This is a genomic window from Aliiglaciecola sp. M165 (assembly GCF_007197995.1).
Classification (GTDB): Bacteria; Pseudomonadota; Gammaproteobacteria; order Enterobacterales; family Alteromonadaceae; genus Aliiglaciecola.
The window spans coordinates 63,324-81,169 of the sequence record NZ_VKKH01000007.1 but is presented as its reverse complement, the minus strand read 5'-3'; the positions used below and the strand labels follow the sequence as shown (position 1 = coordinate 81,169).

Here is a 17,846-nt window from a genome sequence, read left to right as displayed (position 1 = left end):
TAAAGTCTAAGTTCAAAGAGGTGTGCAGCTTTCGATTGAGTTAAGTTAACCTCAGCTGATACTTAATTTGTTCTGCAACACGATTAACACTTTGTCGTCCTTCTTCGATCAGTTCTGCGGCACGATGAAATTCCATGATCCCGAAATCGCGCAATTGTGGCTCAATTAGAATGTCTGGTGGATCACCGGCCAATCTGGAGCGTGTGACCCTTGCTTGCAATATATCCAAGGAGCTCGACATGACACCCAACATACTTGGCGTTGAGTCAGTTAAATCTAATTTAACCGGCAAGTCGTCACCCGAAGGCAATTCTTCAGTAGCAAGCTCTAGTTGATTTCCAGTCTCTGAATTTTCAGTAGTAAGCTGCTGCTCGGACTGTAGCGATTCATTGCTGTTGTTTTCCGCCATTGCTTCCAACATTTCTTCGCTTTCCAACTCAGAATCAAGGTCTATGTCTTCGTCTTTTTTAAACTTTCCGCCGAATATGCGTTGAATAAATGACTGACTTTGACTAAAAAAGTCATTGGTACGTCGTTGATTACTTTCATGCTGTTGTCTAAATTGTGCTTGGACTTCAGGTCTAAAATCCGCACTCAGATTGACCGCGAATACAAAGTCTGCACCTAATTGGCGGCATAAGTTTACTGGGACTGGGTTAACAACGGCGCCATCCACTAACCAGCGGCCCTCATACGCAACAGGCGGGAAGAGCGCAGGGATTGCACAGGATGCTCTTACTGCACTTGGGATAGGACCTTGGGTAAAGGATACTTCTTTGCCGCTGTACAAGTCGGTAGCAACAACCCCCAAAGGCTTGCTCAATTCTTCAAAAGATTTTGCGCAGAAATTTTCTTCTAACGCTTTAAAAACTCTAAACCCACTTGCTAAGCCACCTTTTCTGATCCCAACGCCCATTAATCCCAATACCTGCCATTCACTCAATGAACTCGCCCATTCGGCTAATGGCTCAAGTTTATCACTGGTGTAGGCGGCGCCAACATAAGCACCAATCGAACAACCTGCCACCACATCAATTTTTATTCCCAACTCTTCTAAAGCTTGAATAATTCCAATGTGTGCCCATCCCCGGGCGGCACCGCTTCCAAGTGCCAATCCAATTTTCATAGTGATTCCTTAACTTAAATCGACAATAGTGACAGTGGGTTGATTGTCTGAAGGTGATTGAATTTCTTCACTATCAAACCCAATGTCCCCACCTTCAAAGGGGGTGTCTTGGGTTTGCAGAGCCTTAAAATTGAACAATGTGTGGTCAGCCAAGTGAGAAGGCACAACATTTTGCATGGCTTTAAACATGCTTTCTATTCTGCCAGGAAAGCGCTTATTCCAATCGTTAAGCATCGATTTGATTGATTTTCGTTGCAGATTTTCCTGGGAACCACAAAGGTTGCAGGGGATGATTGGAAACTCTACTAAATTTGAATAAGACGAGATGTCTTTTTCAGAGCAATAGGCAAGCGGCCGGATGACCATTTGCTTTCCATCGTCACTAACGAGTTTTGGTGGCATGGATTTTAGTCGGCCACCGTAAAACATATTTAAAAATAGTGTCTCGATCATATCGTCACGGTGATGGCCAAGGGCGATTTTAGTAGCACCTAAAGCCGTGGCGGTTTTATACAAAATACCTCTTCTAAGCCTTGAGCACAGCGAGCAGGTGGTTTTTCCTTCTGGAATTTTATCCTTAACAATCGAATAGGTATCTTCATTAACAATATGAAAATCGACACCGAGATCTTTTAAATACTCTGGAAGTACATGTTCAGGAAATCCCGGTTGTTTTTGGTCTAGATTGACTGCGATAATGTCAAACTGAATAGGTGCGATTTTTTGCGAAAACATCAGAATATCTAATAAGGTATAACTGTCTTTACCACCTGATACACAAACCATGACCTTATCACCGTCTTCAATCATATTGAAATCGGAAATTGCTTTACCTACATTTCTGCGTAAACGCTTTTGTAATTTGTTAAAGCTGTAACGTTTGTTGTCAGGTAAGGTTTCTAGCTTGCTCATTTTGATCCTATAAACTGCAGTACCGCGGCGTAGGATTATACCGTTAGGTACCCAGTCTACAAACAGAAAATTGTTACCTTCTTAAAAAGCATCTTCTTAGCGTTGCATAGGACACTCAAATTTGTCGGGTTTGAGTGCTAGTACATCACAATTCAATGAGTCGATGACGTGTTCTGCAGTATTTCCGATTAGCGCAGCAGTAATGCCTGAGCGGCCTACTGTACCCATAATGACCAGTTCAGCGTCTATTTTGCCGGCAATTTGAGGGATAATGTCTTCAGGCAATCCTTCTTCAACAAAACACCGTTCTGGTTGAATAGCATGTTGCCGAGCATGTTTGTCCATAGAATCTAGATGATGCTTCTTGACCGATTCGGTATAGCCTACGGGGTCGAATTCGGGGATTTCAATAGCGATATTAACCGGGGTTCCGGGGTAAGAATTCACCAAATTGACATGACCGTTAAGCAGTGTGGCAAAATGATTGGCATAGCGTGTAATATTTATATTTAGGCTTTGATGCTCTTCGTCTTGAGTACCAACATCAACTGCCGCAATAATGTTACCGTTTTCAGGCCAGTCATGCTCTTTAACGAGTAAAACGGGAACAGGTGACTTTCTAATCAAATGCCAGTCCGTAGGCGTGAATATCACAGATTTCAACGAATCGTGTTGTTGGGTTCCCTTTACTATCAGATCATAACTGTTATCTATGACCTCATAGAGAATACTTTCGTAAGGCCGATTGTGCCAAACAACTTTTACATCAATCGAAATAGACGTTGATTCTGCAATAGGCTCTGCCAGCTTTGCTAACCAATCTGTTCGGTCATCCACAACCGCTTGTCGCATGGTTTCTCTCTCATCAACCGACAACATTGTTGTCATTTCATAAGAAAAGTCATAAATTGACAAAAACGCAGTAACACTAGCCCCGGTTTTTTGCGCAATGGTAATTGCTCGTTTAAGCGATTTTTGTTGTATCTCTTCTGGCTCTACGACTGCAAGTATCTTATTGAAAATAGACACAAACCACTCCTTTATTTACCCAACACTTTAAGTGTAAGAGGTTATAAGAGTTTTCGCCAAGTGACTTGTAACTAAAAATCGTTTAGTTGTGGGTCCCGAACTTTTCTGAACAGCTAACAGCAGATGATGGATCACCGAGTTTTTGTTTCAAGCCAACAATATCAACTATATGAATGAGCTTACCGTCGACATTGATAATATTTTCCTTTTGGAAACGTGTTAACAAGCGACTTACCGTTTCAACCGTTAAGCCAAGGAGATTACCGATCTCGTTTCGAGTCATCGTTAGATTAAATTCTACGGCTGAAAACCCGCGATTTGAAAAACGATCTGATAAGGTCGTTAAAAAATGTGCCAAACGTTCTTCAGCAGTGCGCTTATTGAGCAACATCATCATGCTGTGATCTTGGTTTATTTCTGTGCTCATGATCTTTAACATTTCACGACGTAGGGTAGGGAGCTGCGCACTCATCTGATCAAGTTTCTCATAAGGCAATTCACAGATCATTGAAGTTTCCATTGCCTGGGTATAACTTTGATATTGATCTGAATATAGCCCATCAAAGCCAACAATATCGCCAGGAAAATGGAAGCCTGTAATCTGCTGTTCCCCATCGCTCGAAGTAATGTAAGACTTAAACGATCCACTTCTCACTGCGAACAAGGAAGTAAACTTTTGACCGGGAACGGTTAACTGATCGTTTTTGTGCAGAGGACGCTTACGCTCTATTATTTCATCAAGGCTGTTCATTTCAGTATTGTTTAACGAAACTGGAATGCATAAATGATTGAAACTGCAATTTTGGCAGCGGATCGTAAAATCAGTCATTGATCGTTTTCCTTTAAGACATTAGCCTTGTGTGAGTTACCAATTATTGATTGCTTGGTAGACTAAAATCAAGCCGTAACTGAGCATAAGGACTGCAATTGTTTTTCTAACGCGAGAATCGCGCATCCAAACTCGCAAAGTATTAGCAGTAGCCCCCATCGCTAACATGATTGGCAAAGTGCCAATGCCGAAGAAAAGCATCGTTAACATACCATTAACTGCGCTGCCGCTGGCAATACTCCAGGTCAATGTGGAATAAACCAAGCCACAGGGTAACCAACCCCATATCATGCCATAGGGAATGGCCGAAATAGGATGTTTAAAAGGAATGAATTTTTTCGATAGAGGGCTTATATGTCGCCAAATGATTGAGCCGGCTTTTTCTAAATGGGTCAATACTGTCCACCATTGACCAACATATAGACCTAGCAATGCAAGGAAAACCCCCGCCAATAATGGAAGTGTCTGTGGATTAAATACATTCCCGGAAGTTAATGATTGTCCAAAAAAGCCTGCCAGTCCGCCAGCGAGGCTATAAGAAATTATTCTGCCGACATTATAAGCCAGCATATACGGCCATTTTGTTTCGTCTTTTGGCAGCATGAAGGTAAATGAACCTACAATTCCACCACACATTCCTGCGCAGTGTACGCCTCCGGCTATGCCAATCAATAGTGCTGTGAATAAGCTGAATTCATTCATAACGCGCTTGGAGGCTTGTCGTCAGTCTTGTCTTTTATTTCAGTATTGATTGATTTTTCCGCGTTTTGCAGATTTATTGTGGCATCTAATGATGCTTTGGGTTGTTTTTCCAAATCGTCATCAAAAAGAATATTGTATCCTTGCCGTTCTAAATCTTCGAATTGGTCAGATTTCACTGCCCAAAAAAACACGCCTATCGCAATAAGTACTAACACGATTGCGATGGGGATTAAAACATAAATGATGCTCAAAATAGGGCCTGCATGATAGTTAACGGAGTAATCGTACTGAATTTACTACAACAATAATAGAGCTCAAGGACATTCCTATTACAGCCATCCAAGGCGTCAGATAGCCAGCAATTGCTAACGGTAAGATGAGAAGATTGTATCCCAGTGCCCAGGCCATATTCTGTTTTACTTTGCGCCTAACTTTAGTTGCCATTGTAAAAACATGTTGGATGTGCCCAATTTTTTGATTTAGCAAAATGATGTCTGCTGAACGTTTTGACATATCTGCTGCATTTCCCACCGCAACCGAAACATTCGCCGCAGCCATCACAGGGGCATCGTTGATACCATCACCGACAACCATGACATTTTTACCTTCTGATTGCTTTTGCTGTACGAACGCTAGTTTTTGTTGCGGCGTTTGCCGGAAGTGTATGTTTTCAATCCCTACTTGTTTCGCGACTCGCACTGCATTTTCTTTTGCATCGCCACTTAACATGACAACGTCTTTATCTTGATGAGCTGCGACAAGTGAAGAAGCATCTGCTCGAATCGTGTCATTAAGTACAAAACTCGCAACCAATTGGTCGTTTTGTTGTAAATAGATTGCAGACGAATCGATTAACTCATCAACTTCGGAGCTTGGAGTTAAAAATGTCACTTTGCCAATCCGCAACTCATCACTTGCAAGAAAGCCTCTGACTCCTAAACCGGATTCGGATACAACGTTTTGCATTGCAAATTTTGTATCCGATTCAAATGCTTTTGCTATGGGATGTTCAGAGTACGCTTCTAAACTTGCCGCAAACGAAAGGGCTTGTTGTTTGCTGAATTGATTAAATAGCTTCATTTCAGCGATTGAATATTCACCTTGGGTTAGGGTGCCTGTTTTATCAAAAACAATAGTGTCTATTTCTGGAACTTGATCGAGGACATCCGCGCGTTTCAATAGTAAGCCATATTCATTTAATTTCGCCATTGCGCTGGTCAGTGCAGATGGTGTCGCCAAGCTAAGTGCGCAAGGACAGGTCGCTACAAGTATCGCAATGGCAATCCAAAACGCTCTGCTCGGATCCAAATTTAGCCAAACTAGATAACTCACTGCAGTGATAAACAAAACGATAAGAATAAAATAACGGGAGGCTTTATCCGCATAGATGGCAGCTTTGGGTTTTGTTGCCAGAGCTAGCTCTTGTAGCCTAAGGATTTGATTAACTAATGCGTTTTTGAATTCACTAGTAACCTTTATCTTTAAGGTTCCTTCGGTATTGATAGTACCGCCATAGACTCCATCGCCTATGTGTTTATGTATTCTTTCAGATTCACCCGTCAACATGGATTCATCTATGTGGCTATCGCCGTCTAGAATTTCTCCATCCACGGGCAGTGTCTCTCCGGGTTTTATTAGTATTATCTGCTCAGCGACTAGGTGTTTAGCTAATACCGTTTGAGGTTTTCCATTCTCCAATAGCGTAGCTGTTAAAGGAATATATTTGAGCATATTGGCGGAAATTTGGCTGGCTTTGTATCTAGCACGATGTTCGATATAACGGCTGATGAGTAACAAAAATATAAACATACACACTGATTCAAAATAGATTTCACCACTTTTTGTTACAGTAGCCCAGACACTTGCCAAATAGGTCCCAAGTACCGCTAAAGTGACCGAGAAATCCATGTTGATTGAACGCACTTTTAATGCGTTGAATGCACTTCGATAAAATTCGAATCCAGAATAAAACACAACGGGTGTTGACAACACTAAGCTTACCCAATGCAGATAGTGCTTGGTTGATTCATCGATAGAACCAAAGATCCCGAAATATAAACCTATGGCTAACATCATGACTTGCATTGACATTAATCCAGCCAAACCGATTCGTTTTAAAAAATTATGGTTTTCTTTTTGGAATGAGGCTTCGTGTTGATCAGGTTGAAAGGGAAGGGAGTGGTAACCGATTTTTTCGAGTTGGCCAATAATTTGGCTTAACTTAATCTGCGACTCCTGCCAGGCAATTGTGGCTCTTCTGGCTGACACGTTAACGGCAACACGTTGTATTCCTGATAGTTTTAATAATTGTTTTTCAATGATCCAACCACAGGCCGCACAACTTATCCCTTCGATAGTTACTTGAATATGCTTTTCAGTTCCGTCTTCTACGACAAATTCCTTTTGAATGTCTGGGTGGTCAAATGCATCTAGCGCTTCAATCGTTTTATCGAGTAACTCGTCTCCTTTGTCCGCAAAGGCAGTTCTAAAGCGGTAATAATCCTCTAAACCATTCTCAACAATGGAGTGAGAAACAGCCTTACAGCCAGGACAGCACATTTGCCGTTCTTGTCCAAGTACTACCGTGCTACATAGCTGGCCTTTAATCAAAGGCAAACCACAATGGTAGCACTGCTCTTTTGTGCTGGGTTCCATTAGGGATTAAATGAGGTTGTCGTTGACTTAGGATACACAATCTCATTGATAATTTTCCAAGATTCATCAACAGGAGAGAGTGTAATGTTCCACTTGCCTGCGATCACATTGGGTGCGGTAGCGCGATAAATACCTTTAGCGTCGCGGGTAAGTAATATTGTGAAGTCATTTTTTTCCAACGTTGCATGGTAAAAATGCAACTCCAACGCTTCTCCTGATTCAGGCGCGCCTGTTAAGAATGTTAGGCTGATTTTATCGTCAATGACAAATAATTCGGTTTTAATATTACGAACCCGAGCCTCTTGAACCTTTGACAGTTCCATGTTGATCGCTTTCCCTTCCTTGTAATAGTCGTCAATGACTAAGCTATCTTCAGTGTTCAGTGCAAGGTTAAGCATTGTGACACTTAAAATAATGGAAATTAAAGGGATTGTGATAAGAAACCACGGCCAAAATTGTTTATACCACGGTGAAGAATCAGACTGCTTCATGTATTTTTAGACTTCTCATAAAAAAGAAAGCCTCGAAAATCGAGGCTAATTTCAAAACCAATTTTAAACTATTTATCTTGCGACAAACTGTAAACGTAGGTGGCTACCAAGTGAATCTTTTTCTCGCCCAAGGTATCTTTGAAAGATGGCATTACACCCATTCTACCATGTGTGAGTGTCTCGGTGACTGCATCTTGTGTGCCGCCGTACAGCCAAATATTATCGGTTAGATTCGGCGCTCCAATTAACTGATTACCTTTGCCATCAGCGCCATGGCAAGCGGCACATACAGCGTATCTAGCTTCACCTGCATCTTTGAGAGACTGATTCACCTGGCGTCCACTAAGACTAAGCGCATAGGCAACAATCTCATCAATACCCTGTTCGCCAAATGCGTCAATCCAGCCTGGCATGTTCCCAGTACGTCCCAGCACCAGGGTTTCAGTGATTTTTTCAGGCGAACCGCCATACAACCAATCATTATCCGTTAGATTAGGAAAGCCACGTTGTCCTCGTGCATCGGAGCCATGACACTGAGAACAGTTTTGCATAAACAGTCGTTGTCCGATTTTTAATGCTTCTTCATCATTCACTAATGTGGTGATCGGTTGCTCAGCATATTTATTAAAAATGGGCGCAAATCGCTCTTCCGCAAATTCAAGTTCTCGGTCATATTGAACACCAACGCCAAACAAGGATTCCTTTGCTTCTTGTTGGGAAATCAAAATAGCATCACGGGATTCTTGCAATGACTGTATGTTTTGGTTCGAGCTTTTCCAGCCCAACAACCCCGCCCAGTTTCCAAGGCCAGGATAAAGCACCAAATAGAGAATTCCCCAAATTAGCACCATGTAGAACATAATGGTCCACCAACGCGGCAGGGGATTGTTAATTTCGATAATTCCATCAAAAGAATGGTGCATATCATCACCTTCTTCGATGCCGGTTTTATTTAGCAAACACCAGCGTAAAAGAAGGTAACACCCTAGAATTGTTCCCAGTGAGATAACTGAGACCCAAATACTCCAAAAGCTACTCATTTATCGAAGACTCCCGATCTTTTTTTTCTGTTTGTTGAGTTGGTTCATCATCAAAAACCAAGTTTTGTGCTTCATCAAACCGTGTTTTAGCTCGACTGCTCATTGCCCACCAGACAATGCCAATAAAAGACACAAACACCACAACGGTAAAAATGCTGCCAGCTAATCCATAATCCATTTTATTTCAGCGCCGTGCCAAGAGATTGTAAATACGCAATTAAGGCTTCCATTTCTGTTTTGCCTTGCACCGCCGCTTTTGCACCAGCAATGTCTTCGTCTGTGTAAGGCACTCCAAAGTCACGAAAAACTCGTAGCTTTTGCTCCGTGAGTGCACCGTCCAATACATTCTCTTCCAACCATGGGAAACCAGGCATATTTGATTCTGGCACCACGTCTCGAGGATTGATCAGGTGAACTCGATGCCATTCGTCACTGTAACGACCACCTACGCGCGCTAAATCAGGGCCCGTTCGTTTTGAGCCCCAAAGGAAAGGATGTTCCCAAACCGATTCGCCTGCTACTGAGTAATGGCCATATCTCTCTGTTTCAGCACGGAACGGACGTATCATTTGACTATGACAACCAACACAGCCCTCTCTGATGTATATGTCTCTACCTTCCATTTCCAGTGCAGTATAGGGTTTAAGTCCTTCTACTTTTTCCATCGTTTGTTGTTGATACATTAATGGAGTAATTTCAACCATTGCACCAAAACTGATTGCTATCAGTACGAAGACTGCGAGCAAACCAACATTCTTTTCGACGATCTCATGAACGTTTTTCATCGCTTAGTCTCCTTATGCTGCTTGAGGCTGAGGTTGAGCTTGAGTTTCGTCTTTAAACTCTTCACTTGGAGTGCGGACTGTTTTGTAGACGTTCCAGGCCATCAACAACATTCCAGCGACAACAAACACACCACCTATAAAGCGCACAAAATAGAAAGGTTTTGACGCTTCGAGTGATTCAACAAAACTGTAGGTTAGGGTGCCGTCGGCATTAACCGCTCTCCACATAAGCCCTTGAAGAACCCCTGACATCCACATTGCTACGATATAAAGCACAACACCAATAGTGGCTAACCAGAAATGGATATTCACCCATTTAACGCTATACATAGCAGGTTTGTTAAACAGGATTGGTATTAGGTGATAAATCGAACCAATGGAAACCATCGCTACCCAACCAAGAGCTCCAGAATGCACGTGTCCGATTGTCCAGTCAGTGTAATGTGACAGGGCATTAACCGTTTTAATCGCCATCATCGGGCCTTCAAACGTCGACATACCGTAGAATGACAATGAAACTATTAAAAAACGTAGAATCGGGTCTGTACGCAATTTATGCCAAGCGCCGGACAAGGTCATAATTCCGTTAATCATGCCTCCCCAGGATGGAACAAACAAAATCACCGACATCACCATGCCTAACGATTGAGTCCAATCGGGCAGGGCAGTGTAATGCAAGTGGTGAGGTCCAGCCCAAATATACAAAGAAACCAGCGCCCAAAAGTGAATTACAGAAAGACGATAAGAATAGACCGGACGACCTGCTTGTTTAGGTACAAAATAATACATCATCCCTAAGAAACCAGCAGTCAAGAAAAAGCCTACCGCATTATGCCCGTACCACCATTGCATCATCGCATCAACGGCGCCCGCGTAGAGCGAGTAAGATTTGGTAAATGAAACCGGGATCGCCATACTGTTACCAATATGCAATACCGCAACCGTTAGCATGAACGCGCCAAAGAACCAGTTTGCAACGTAGATGTGCGACACCCGACGGATCACAACGGTACCAAAGAAATTAATGATGTATGCGACCCAAACCAGTGTAATGAGTATATCTATTGGCCACTCCAATTCTGCATATTCTTTGCTTGAAGTGATGCCCAATGGAAGCGTGATAGCTGCCAGAACAATAACCAATTGCCAGCCCCAGAATGTAAAAGACGCAAGTTTGTCGCTGAACAATCGCACTTGAGACGTCCGCTGCACGACATAATAAGACGTTGCAAACAATGCACAGCCACCAAAAGCAAAAATTACTGCGTTGGTATGCAAAGGGCGAAGTCGAGAAAAGGTTAAATAGGGAATGTCGAAGTTTAGTGCAGGCCAGTATAGTTGTGCGGCTAAAAGCACACCTACTATCATTCCTACAATACCCCAAACTACTGTCATGATGGCAAACTGCCTGATCACTTTGTAGTTATATTCCGGATGTACTTGGCTGGTTACGCTCATATTAATGTGTCTTCCACTTCATTATTATTGACGTTCGGTATCTCAGTACCTTTCGTTAAGTGTAAATTGATTAAATTGCCTTTATTAACAATCTTTTAACCTAAGTCACTGAATTACGTGCTTAATCCTAGGTTAATCCGGGCGAGATCTTAAAGTTTTTAAACTAAAAAAGATACTCTAATCAGTGTATGCTTGATCTCAATCAATAGAAATCCGCTAATTTTTGTTTTTCAACTATGAAACATTCGAAATGTTTGTGTGATTTCTGTTCACCATAGACTCAAACCAGGGTACAACACGCTGATTAAACAAACCTTTCCAATTATAGTTGTGATTTCAATTCTTACCGGAGTTTATTTTTTAAATAATCTGGGGAATAACGAAATTTTCGAGAATCATTGTTACCTCGAAAGCAAATCATGCACTTTGAAGTTGGTTGATAGTGAAGTCACTCTAAACTTTGAACAGTATCCGATTGTTATTGAAGAAGTAATTAAATTTTCCGTTGAACACAATGCTCATTTTGTCTTACAAAAGGGCTGGGTTGAAGGCACCAATATGTTTATGGGAAAAACTAACTTGGCGATAGGCAAAAGCGTCACGCTAAACAACGCAATTAATCATCAAATCGAGCTGTTTTTAGGGGCATGTAGTGAACCACGTATGCGATGGAAGTTGGTTCTCGACCTGACAGATTTCCGCACAGGCCAAGAACACCAAGTTAGTGTATTTTTTCAGACCAATTACAATTGAGACTGAAGGTAATTTTGCAGCCCTAGTCGTTTAATTAGCCCCAATTGCTGCTCAAGCCAGTAAGCATGATCCATTTCAGTATCATCCAGTAACACCATTAACATGTCTCGGGTGACAAAATCTTTTTCCACTTCACACAAAGCAATTGTTTGTTTGAGTTTGTCTGTCACGGCATATTCAACGCGTAAATCGCTTTCCAGCATGGCCGGCACATCATTACCTACCTGAAAACCTTCACGATTGGTCATATCTGGCGTGCCTTCCAAGAAAAGCATTCTCTCAATTAGCTTTGTTGCGTGACCCTTCTCGTCCTCAAACTCGTGAGCGATGCGCTCATAAAGCTTGTTTAATCCCCAATCCTGGTACATTTGAGAATGAATAAAATATTGATCCATGGCTGCAAGTTCGTACGCCAATAGTCCATTTAATGCGTTGATAATGTTTTGGTTGCCTTTCATAATTAGTCTCCTGTACCAACTTGGCTTTGCAGATAGTTTTCAATCCCCATTGAGGAGATTTGGTACTCTTGTGTTTCTAACCAATCTAAATGTTCTTCTTCATATTCCAGAATGTCTTCGAGCAAATCTCTGGAAACATAATCCTGTTCAGATTCGCATAGCGCAATCGCTGATTTCATTTTGGGAATTTGTTCTAATTGAAACTTTTTATCGCAATGCAACATTTCTTCGGTTTCTTCACCGATGTATAATTTCCCAAGCATTTGAAGGTTAGGGAGTCCTTCAAGAAACAATATACGTTCTATTAGTGCATCAGCTTGTTTCATGTCTTTAATGGATTTTTTGTAACATACACTGTTGAGTGCCTCAAACCCCCAATTTTTGTACATGCGGGCATGCAAAAAATATTGATTGATGGACGTGAGTTCAACGGTTAACGCGTCATTCAACGCGGCGATGATATTGGGTTGGCCTTTCATTCACTAACCTCCGACGAATTCGTTACAAAAGTATAGAGTATTTAAACGCCCGATAAAAGAAAAAACGTTAAAAAACAAATGGATAGACAATGATAATGATTATCATTGTTGACATTGTTATTAGTTAGATTGTGACGAGAGCATCTGCAGACTTTCTTCTGCGAATCCTGTTCCTGCTTCCGTGAAAAAGTTAAATACTTTATCGGCACCGGCTTTTTGCAGTAATTCGATTTCGTCTTCATAGCGAGCGATTGAGGCGACAGTCCCATTAAATTTTACACTGCGAAGTTGCTGAGTGATATTGCTGATATCTTCAACTGACGGAACCGCAAGCATTACGATTTCTGTGTTGGTTAAATCAAAATTTTCCCAAAAATCAATATCCTCACCATCACCTGTTAGTACTTGCATACCAAGCTTCTTAAGCTTTGCGATGCGAATGGGGTCGGCATCCATTCCCCACACTTGTTCATCAATTTCATCTTTCAGCGCTAAATAAGCGCCTTTACCCACTCGCCCCATTCCAATTATCAACACTCTTACATTTTCCGGTTGATCATAAATATCTTCTTTGAGACGTTGTGGGTGTTCATATTTTTTAAGTTTGTTTTTGATCCGATTATATTGTTGATGGGAATTCCGATACCCATAACCAGTAAATAAAAAAGAAAACGAAACTGATAAAGCGAGTACCACGAGCCAATGTTTATCCAGCACACCTAAATTCACCATTAATGCCGCAACAATTAGGCCAAACTCGCTGTAATTACCTAGTACTAAACTCGACAGGTAAGACGTTCTAGCTCTGAGTTTTAGTCGAGTAAAAACGCTGAAAAACAGCCCAAATTTAATAGGAATTAATAAACAAAAACCGATAGCAGTAATGAGCATTTCTATGTTGGGGAGTGCTGTGAAACCAATAGAAAGGAAAAAGCCAATAAGAAATAAATCCTTGAAACTCATTAATGACTTTGCTAACTCGGCTGCTTTAGAATGATTTGCGATGAGCATTCCAACAATCAGGGCGCCTAAATCGCCTTTTACGCCTACCAGCTCAAATAATTCGTATCCCCCTAGGGCGACTAAAAAACCTGTTAACGGCAACATTTCACCGTGGCCAGCTTTTTCCAAAACAATTGACCAAATTGGTTTGGCAAAAAATAATAGCAATAGTGCAGCAGACCAAATGGAAGGAATTTTACCTGTCGCTACAACAAGAAAAACAACGGCAAATATATCTTGAAGAACCAATATCCCAATCGCAATTTTGCCATGCCGGGTCTTTATCTCGCCGTTTTCTTCCAGAATTTTTACGATACAAACCGTACTGCTAAAACTTAGTGCAAAGGCGATAAGTGCCGCACTAGTCATATCTATGGTAGCAAAATAACCAATCCCTAAAATTGTCAGAAAAATGAAGCAAGATGATACCAGAGCGAGCCAAATTACCATGTGGAGCGTGCCGCCTAGCCAAACTTCAGGCTTCATTAAGTCTCGAATATTAAGTTTTAACCCAATTGTGAATAACATGAGGGTTATACCGAGGTTCGCTAATGTTTGAATCGATGTGTCAGGCTCAAACCCAAGAAAATTTAGAGTAAAGCCAGCAATGAGAAAGCCAATTAGGGGAGGGAGTCCTACTATTTTAATGGCTAGACCACATACAAAAGCAACGAGAATGAATGCAAATTCCATATTAACCGTGAGAAATCATAAATGAAGTAACAATATACAACGCTGATTGCATTGGACCAAAGTGTTTAATCGTAATTCACGAAAATATATCTAATTTTTTTGATTTTTATCAAGGGCTTCTGTTAACCGAATTAATTCTTGTAGAAGCTCATTTTCTCTGATTTTTAGCTCGCCTAACTCGAAAGTAATTTCTGTTTCACGTTGTTTGACTTGTTCGTATGTCATGTCGCCAGGCATTGACCCATGGCGAGTCATTTTATTTTTTTGCTGAGGAGCTACGCGTCGTTTAGGAGGCTGAGGAGTCGAAATAACAGCTTCCTCAGTATAAGACTCGTCATACTGTTCCAAGTGAGCATCCAGTTCACGATCTTTATTGCTACGCAAGCTGGCAGGTGGTTGGTTTGTTGCGCTTTTAGAAACGTGCTGTTGTTGTCGCCTTTCTTTCTGCTCTTGCGCGGCGATTTCTAATTTATGCAGCTCAAATTGGCGTTTAGATAATTGTGCTTTGTCTATCAATTCCAATTTGTTGGCGAAACGGTCAAGCGCTTGACGGTTTATATTCAAGCCAAGCTCAACACACTGTCTGTGCGTTTTTTCATATTGGTCATAGTTATTCTGACGAATAACTCTTTTTACCAATTCGACTTTTTCAACCTTTAATTTTTCAAACATAACCGTTTTAAATGATCAAACCAATTCAAAAATGCAAACAAAAGCGGCATTCAAAGACAACAGCTCAGTATTGTATCGGCAAAATATGAATTCGTCTTACCGTAAATTTGAAATACTTTAACATTCATTAACATAACAAAATTTGAGAGTACAATGGTTATATTAAAAAACAACTTTTGTTAAATTGGTTTTAATTACCCAAAAGACCGTCTTCAATAGGATTTCTTGTAACAGCTGTATTAGTTTTTTCTTTGTTGTAATGTGAACCACAACCTTTAAAAATGTGTACAAATCAAACAACTTGAACGATTAATCTACGTCCAGAAAAATTGAGGTTGATGACGCTGACGCAATGTGAGTTCTCTATAGACCGATATAAAAACGTGATTTACATCACGATCACTGGTGTGTGGACAATCCAAAAAGATCTGGAATACATAAGCAAACTCGTTGAATTTGTGCAGGTATTTAAAGGCCGCGAGTGGGGTATGTGTGTAGACATGCGTGGCTGGATTCTTCCAAAGGAAGTCTTTGAATCCCCCTTTAAAAGTAAATTGATGCTTAATAGACGAACGCAAATAGCCGAAGTATGGATCGTCGATCATGAAAAGCAGGGTGACGAACTATTACCTTATTTTAAAGAGTCCAAAGTTGTCCCTTTTAAAGTTTTTACTAAGACTGAAGCGCTCAAATATTTTAAACGTTTGGGTATCGAAATACCTTGAAACGGTAACTTTACTTAGACTGCCATCTTAAGATGTCTATCATTTTGTGACCTTGTGTTATTACTCTATTTGTGAAGAGTAGTGAGGTGACCAAGAGTCAAAACTTAGTGACAAATATCGTTAAATATCCTCAAGCTAATGTTGGCTTGGATAAGTGATTAATTGACTGCTTTGTTGTGTACCGCCCGAACGACTTCATTGTCAATTAAAAAGCACTATCGCTTCATTTTAAGCTTATCTATCAGGCTTGTTCTACTGCACTATTTTTGATCTTTATTTGCGATTTGTTGGGCTGCCGGTGAGCTACTTTTTCCATCCGAAATGTCTGAAAGTGACACCGATATGGGTTTGCTCGCTTCTCCCGAATAAAGACTTAAATGAGGGAAGGGTATTTCTACGGCATTGTTATCGAAAGCTTCTTTGATCTGTTGATAGATCTCATTTTTAAGAAGTAAAAAGTTTTCTCTTTTTGCCCAAACTGAAAATTGAATATCCACAGACGAAGTGCCAAACCCTAATAGAATAAACAGGGGAGCAGGTTCATTTAGACACATTGGATTTTTATCTGCCACTTCATTTAATATAGTTTTAACTTTTTCAATATCCTCTTTGTAGGCAATTCCTATTTTCAGGTCGGCGCGCCTGATTGGAAAACGCGTAAGGGTAGTCACTTGACTCTTTATCATTGACTCGTTGGGCACCCGCACAAAAAGATTGTCAAAAGTTCGTATTTTTACAGAGAGTAGATCAATAGAAATGACCTCTCCAAGCGTTTGATCAATGCGAATAACATCACCTATCGAAAATGGCCTTTCCATCATAAGAAAAATGCCACTGATGAGGTTTGAAGCCGACGTTTGTGAAGCAAATCCAATCGCAACACTTAATATTCCAGCGGCTCCTAAGATAACACTTAAATCAAAACCTAATTCACGTAATGCTGACATTAACATTATTATCATAATGCCGTAGAAAATCCCTCTCCTTACAAGTACTTGTGCATGAGGGGTCATATTGGCGATGTTAAAACGCAAAATCAGGTTACTTAAAAAACGGGCTACAAAATACCCAACAAATAAAATTATTATTGCTTGGAATACATCAAACAAATGAAATCTTTCTAACAGTGACAGAGTTTGGTCAGTGTTTTCCATAGGTTACGCTCCGATGATAATTAACCTATAAGGTTTTTTATCGATGATAAAAATGAAGATTTATTACTTAGCTCACGCGATTCAGATACTTGAGTCATAGTATGAACGTCTTCGGGGGGGCTGTGTTTAACGTGGGAAACGGGTTTTGAGTGTTCAGTCCTTTGTAAAATACTTATCTGGTCTGTCCAAAAATGCCCATTGCCATTGCTGTACGTTTTCAAAGACGGAACGGGAAGATTCAGCCTTTGGATAATTAAAGGCTCTTCTTGATCATTTGTTACCGTTACCATGGTTGAAGCCCTATGCGACCTCATCTCTAAATCTTCTTGCTTAACTTTTGCGTCTGTATATTTTGAGTAACAAATATCCCCTGACATTGTGGAAGGGCCAAACCACGAGTCAGAAGGTCGCCAAAAAGGTATGTCCGACATTGGGGTTTCTATATTTGGAACAGAAATTGTCATCCAAATTGGCGTACTGACATAAAGTTGTATTTTCTCGAAGGGCATGACGACCAAAGGCTTACTTGGCCGCACTATAATTGATCGATCAGCTAATGATGGTTCGACATGCACAATGTCTGTAGTTTGGCAGACCATAAACCGTTCGAAGCTAACATCTTGAAATGACTCTCGCGATTTTTGCTTATTAACGATAACTGGTTTATTTATTTCATTCGCTGATTCATTGTTCCAGATTGTCCACTCACGTTCGCTGCGCTTTATTGCAATAAATCTATCGCCGATTCGCCAACATTTTGTTTCGTCCTGATTAAACGCAAACTCGCCCCACCATTCTTTATTGGTCGTCATATTCTATATACTAATGTTTCGTTAATTGTTTAAGTAACTTGATTTCTCATGATTTCTGATCGCACTAAATC

Annotated in this window: 20 protein-coding genes; 2 read left to right on the top strand and 18 right to left on the bottom strand. The window is 40.8% G+C overall.

The window, feature by feature from the left end:
* Positions 1 to 40: 40 nt before the first annotated feature.
* The 12 genes from FM019_RS14920 to ccoN form a co-directional block, all read right to left on the bottom strand.
* Entirely contained in the window at positions 41 to 1,126 is a 1,086-nt protein-coding gene (locus tag FM019_RS14920) for a patatin-like phospholipase family protein (RefSeq protein WP_143836764.1), read from the bottom strand.
* 9 nt (positions 1,127 to 1,135) lie between these two features.
* Positions 1,136 to 2,038: a tRNA 2-thiocytidine(32) synthetase TtcA gene (gene ttcA / locus FM019_RS14915; RefSeq protein ID WP_143836763.1), complete on the bottom strand. Its 903-nt coding sequence runs from the start codon at positions 2,036 to 2,038 to the stop codon at positions 1,136 to 1,138.
* 96 nt (positions 2,039 to 2,134) lie between these two features.
* Entirely contained in the window at positions 2,135 to 3,067 is a 933-nt protein-coding gene (gene uspE, locus FM019_RS14910) for a universal stress protein UspE (RefSeq protein ID WP_143836762.1), read from the bottom strand.
* Between the two features lie 82 nt (positions 3,068 to 3,149).
* The gene (gene fnr, locus FM019_RS14905; RefSeq protein WP_143836761.1) at positions 3,150 to 3,896 is read right to left on the bottom strand and encodes a fumarate/nitrate reduction transcriptional regulator Fnr; all 747 of its coding nucleotides are present in this window, start codon (positions 3,894 to 3,896) and stop codon (positions 3,150 to 3,152) included.
* 36 nt (positions 3,897 to 3,932) lie between these two features.
* A complete protein-coding gene (locus FM019_RS14900; protein ID WP_143836760.1) occupies positions 3,933 to 4,598 on the bottom strand; it encodes a sulfite exporter TauE/SafE family protein in 666 nt (221 codons plus the stop codon).
* Complete coding sequence (gene ccoS / locus FM019_RS14895) at positions 4,595 to 4,849, bottom strand: cbb3-type cytochrome oxidase assembly protein CcoS (RefSeq protein WP_143836759.1); 255 nt, start codon at positions 4,847 to 4,849, stop codon at positions 4,595 to 4,597. The genes FM019_RS14900 and ccoS overlap by 4 nt, the downstream gene beginning before the upstream one ends.
* Positions 4,850 to 4,868: 19 nt before the next feature.
* Positions 4,869 to 7,253 carry a heavy metal translocating P-type ATPase gene (locus tag FM019_RS14890; RefSeq protein ID WP_143836758.1) on the bottom strand — a complete coding sequence of 795 codons (2,385 nt, stop codon included), beginning with the start codon at positions 7,251 to 7,253 and terminating at the stop codon, positions 4,869 to 4,871.
* On the bottom strand, positions 7,253 to 7,744 hold the full coding sequence (locus tag FM019_RS14885) for a FixH family protein (protein WP_143836757.1): 492 nt from the start codon (positions 7,742 to 7,744) through the stop codon (positions 7,253 to 7,255). Before FM019_RS14885 ends, FM019_RS14890 begins: the two co-directional genes overlap by 1 nt.
* Before the next feature lie 68 nt (positions 7,745 to 7,812).
* Positions 7,813 to 8,784, bottom strand: a complete 972-nt coding sequence (gene ccoP, locus FM019_RS14880; protein ID WP_143836756.1) for a cytochrome-c oxidase, cbb3-type subunit III — start codon at positions 8,782 to 8,784, stop codon at positions 7,813 to 7,815.
* Positions 8,777 to 8,962: a cbb3-type cytochrome oxidase subunit 3 gene (locus FM019_RS14875; protein ID WP_143836755.1), complete on the bottom strand. Its 186-nt coding sequence runs from the start codon at positions 8,960 to 8,962 to the stop codon at positions 8,777 to 8,779. Before FM019_RS14875 ends, ccoP begins: the two co-directional genes overlap by 8 nt.
* Position 8,963: 1 nt before the next feature.
* Positions 8,964 to 9,569, bottom strand: coding sequence for a cytochrome-c oxidase, cbb3-type subunit II (ccoO, locus tag FM019_RS14870; RefSeq protein ID WP_143836754.1), 606 nt, complete (start codon positions 9,567 to 9,569; stop codon positions 8,964 to 8,966).
* Between the two features lie 12 nt (positions 9,570 to 9,581).
* Complete coding sequence (gene ccoN / locus FM019_RS14865) at positions 9,582 to 11,027, bottom strand: cytochrome-c oxidase, cbb3-type subunit I (RefSeq protein ID WP_143836753.1); 1,446 nt, start codon at positions 11,025 to 11,027, stop codon at positions 9,582 to 9,584.
* 426 nt (positions 11,028 to 11,453) lie between these two features.
* Here ccoN and FM019_RS14860 point away from each other — a divergent pair, with 426 nt between their 5' ends.
* Positions 11,454 to 11,780 (top strand): hypothetical protein, encoded by a 327-nt coding sequence (locus FM019_RS14860; protein ID WP_143836752.1) that lies wholly within the window; start codon positions 11,454 to 11,456, stop codon positions 11,778 to 11,780.
* On the opposite strand, the gene bfr (FM019_RS14855) is transcribed toward FM019_RS14860, so the two are convergent.
* The 4 genes from bfr (FM019_RS14855) to FM019_RS14840 all read right to left on the bottom strand — a co-directional run bounded on the left by bfr (FM019_RS14855) (position 11,771) and on the right by FM019_RS14840 (position 15,084).
* Positions 11,771 to 12,238 (bottom strand): bacterioferritin, encoded by a 468-nt coding sequence (bfr, locus tag FM019_RS14855; protein ID WP_143836751.1) that lies wholly within the window; start codon positions 12,236 to 12,238, stop codon positions 11,771 to 11,773. The two genes, FM019_RS14860 and bfr (FM019_RS14855), sit on opposite strands and share 10 nt — an antisense overlap.
* 2 nt (positions 12,239 to 12,240) lie before the next feature.
* Complete coding sequence (bfr, locus tag FM019_RS14850) at positions 12,241 to 12,717, bottom strand: bacterioferritin (RefSeq protein ID WP_143836750.1); 477 nt, start codon at positions 12,715 to 12,717, stop codon at positions 12,241 to 12,243.
* 120 nt (positions 12,718 to 12,837) lie between these two features.
* Complete coding sequence (locus FM019_RS14845; protein ID WP_143836749.1) at positions 12,838 to 14,412, bottom strand: cation:proton antiporter family protein; 1,575 nt, start codon at positions 14,410 to 14,412, stop codon at positions 12,838 to 12,840.
* Between the two features lie 90 nt (positions 14,413 to 14,502).
* On the bottom strand, positions 14,503 to 15,084 hold the full coding sequence (locus FM019_RS14840; protein ID WP_143836748.1) for a hypothetical protein: 582 nt from the start codon (positions 15,082 to 15,084) through the stop codon (positions 14,503 to 14,505).
* Between the two features lie 338 nt (positions 15,085 to 15,422).
* Between FM019_RS14840 and FM019_RS14835 the strand changes: the two genes are divergently transcribed.
* Entirely contained in the window at positions 15,423 to 15,809 is a 387-nt protein-coding gene (locus FM019_RS14835; protein ID WP_143836747.1) for a hypothetical protein, read from the top strand.
* A 260-nt stretch (positions 15,810 to 16,069) separates the two neighbouring features.
* Here FM019_RS14835 and FM019_RS14830 read toward each other — a convergent pair whose 3' ends face one another.
* Positions 16,070 to 16,963, bottom strand: a complete 894-nt coding sequence (locus FM019_RS14830; RefSeq protein WP_143836746.1) for a mechanosensitive ion channel family protein — start codon at positions 16,961 to 16,963, stop codon at positions 16,070 to 16,072.
* Positions 16,964 to 16,983: 20 nt separating this feature from the next.
* Entirely contained in the window at positions 16,984 to 17,775 is a 792-nt protein-coding gene (locus tag FM019_RS14825; protein WP_143836745.1) for a DUF432 domain-containing protein, read from the bottom strand.
* Positions 17,776 to 17,846: the final 71 nt, after the last annotated feature.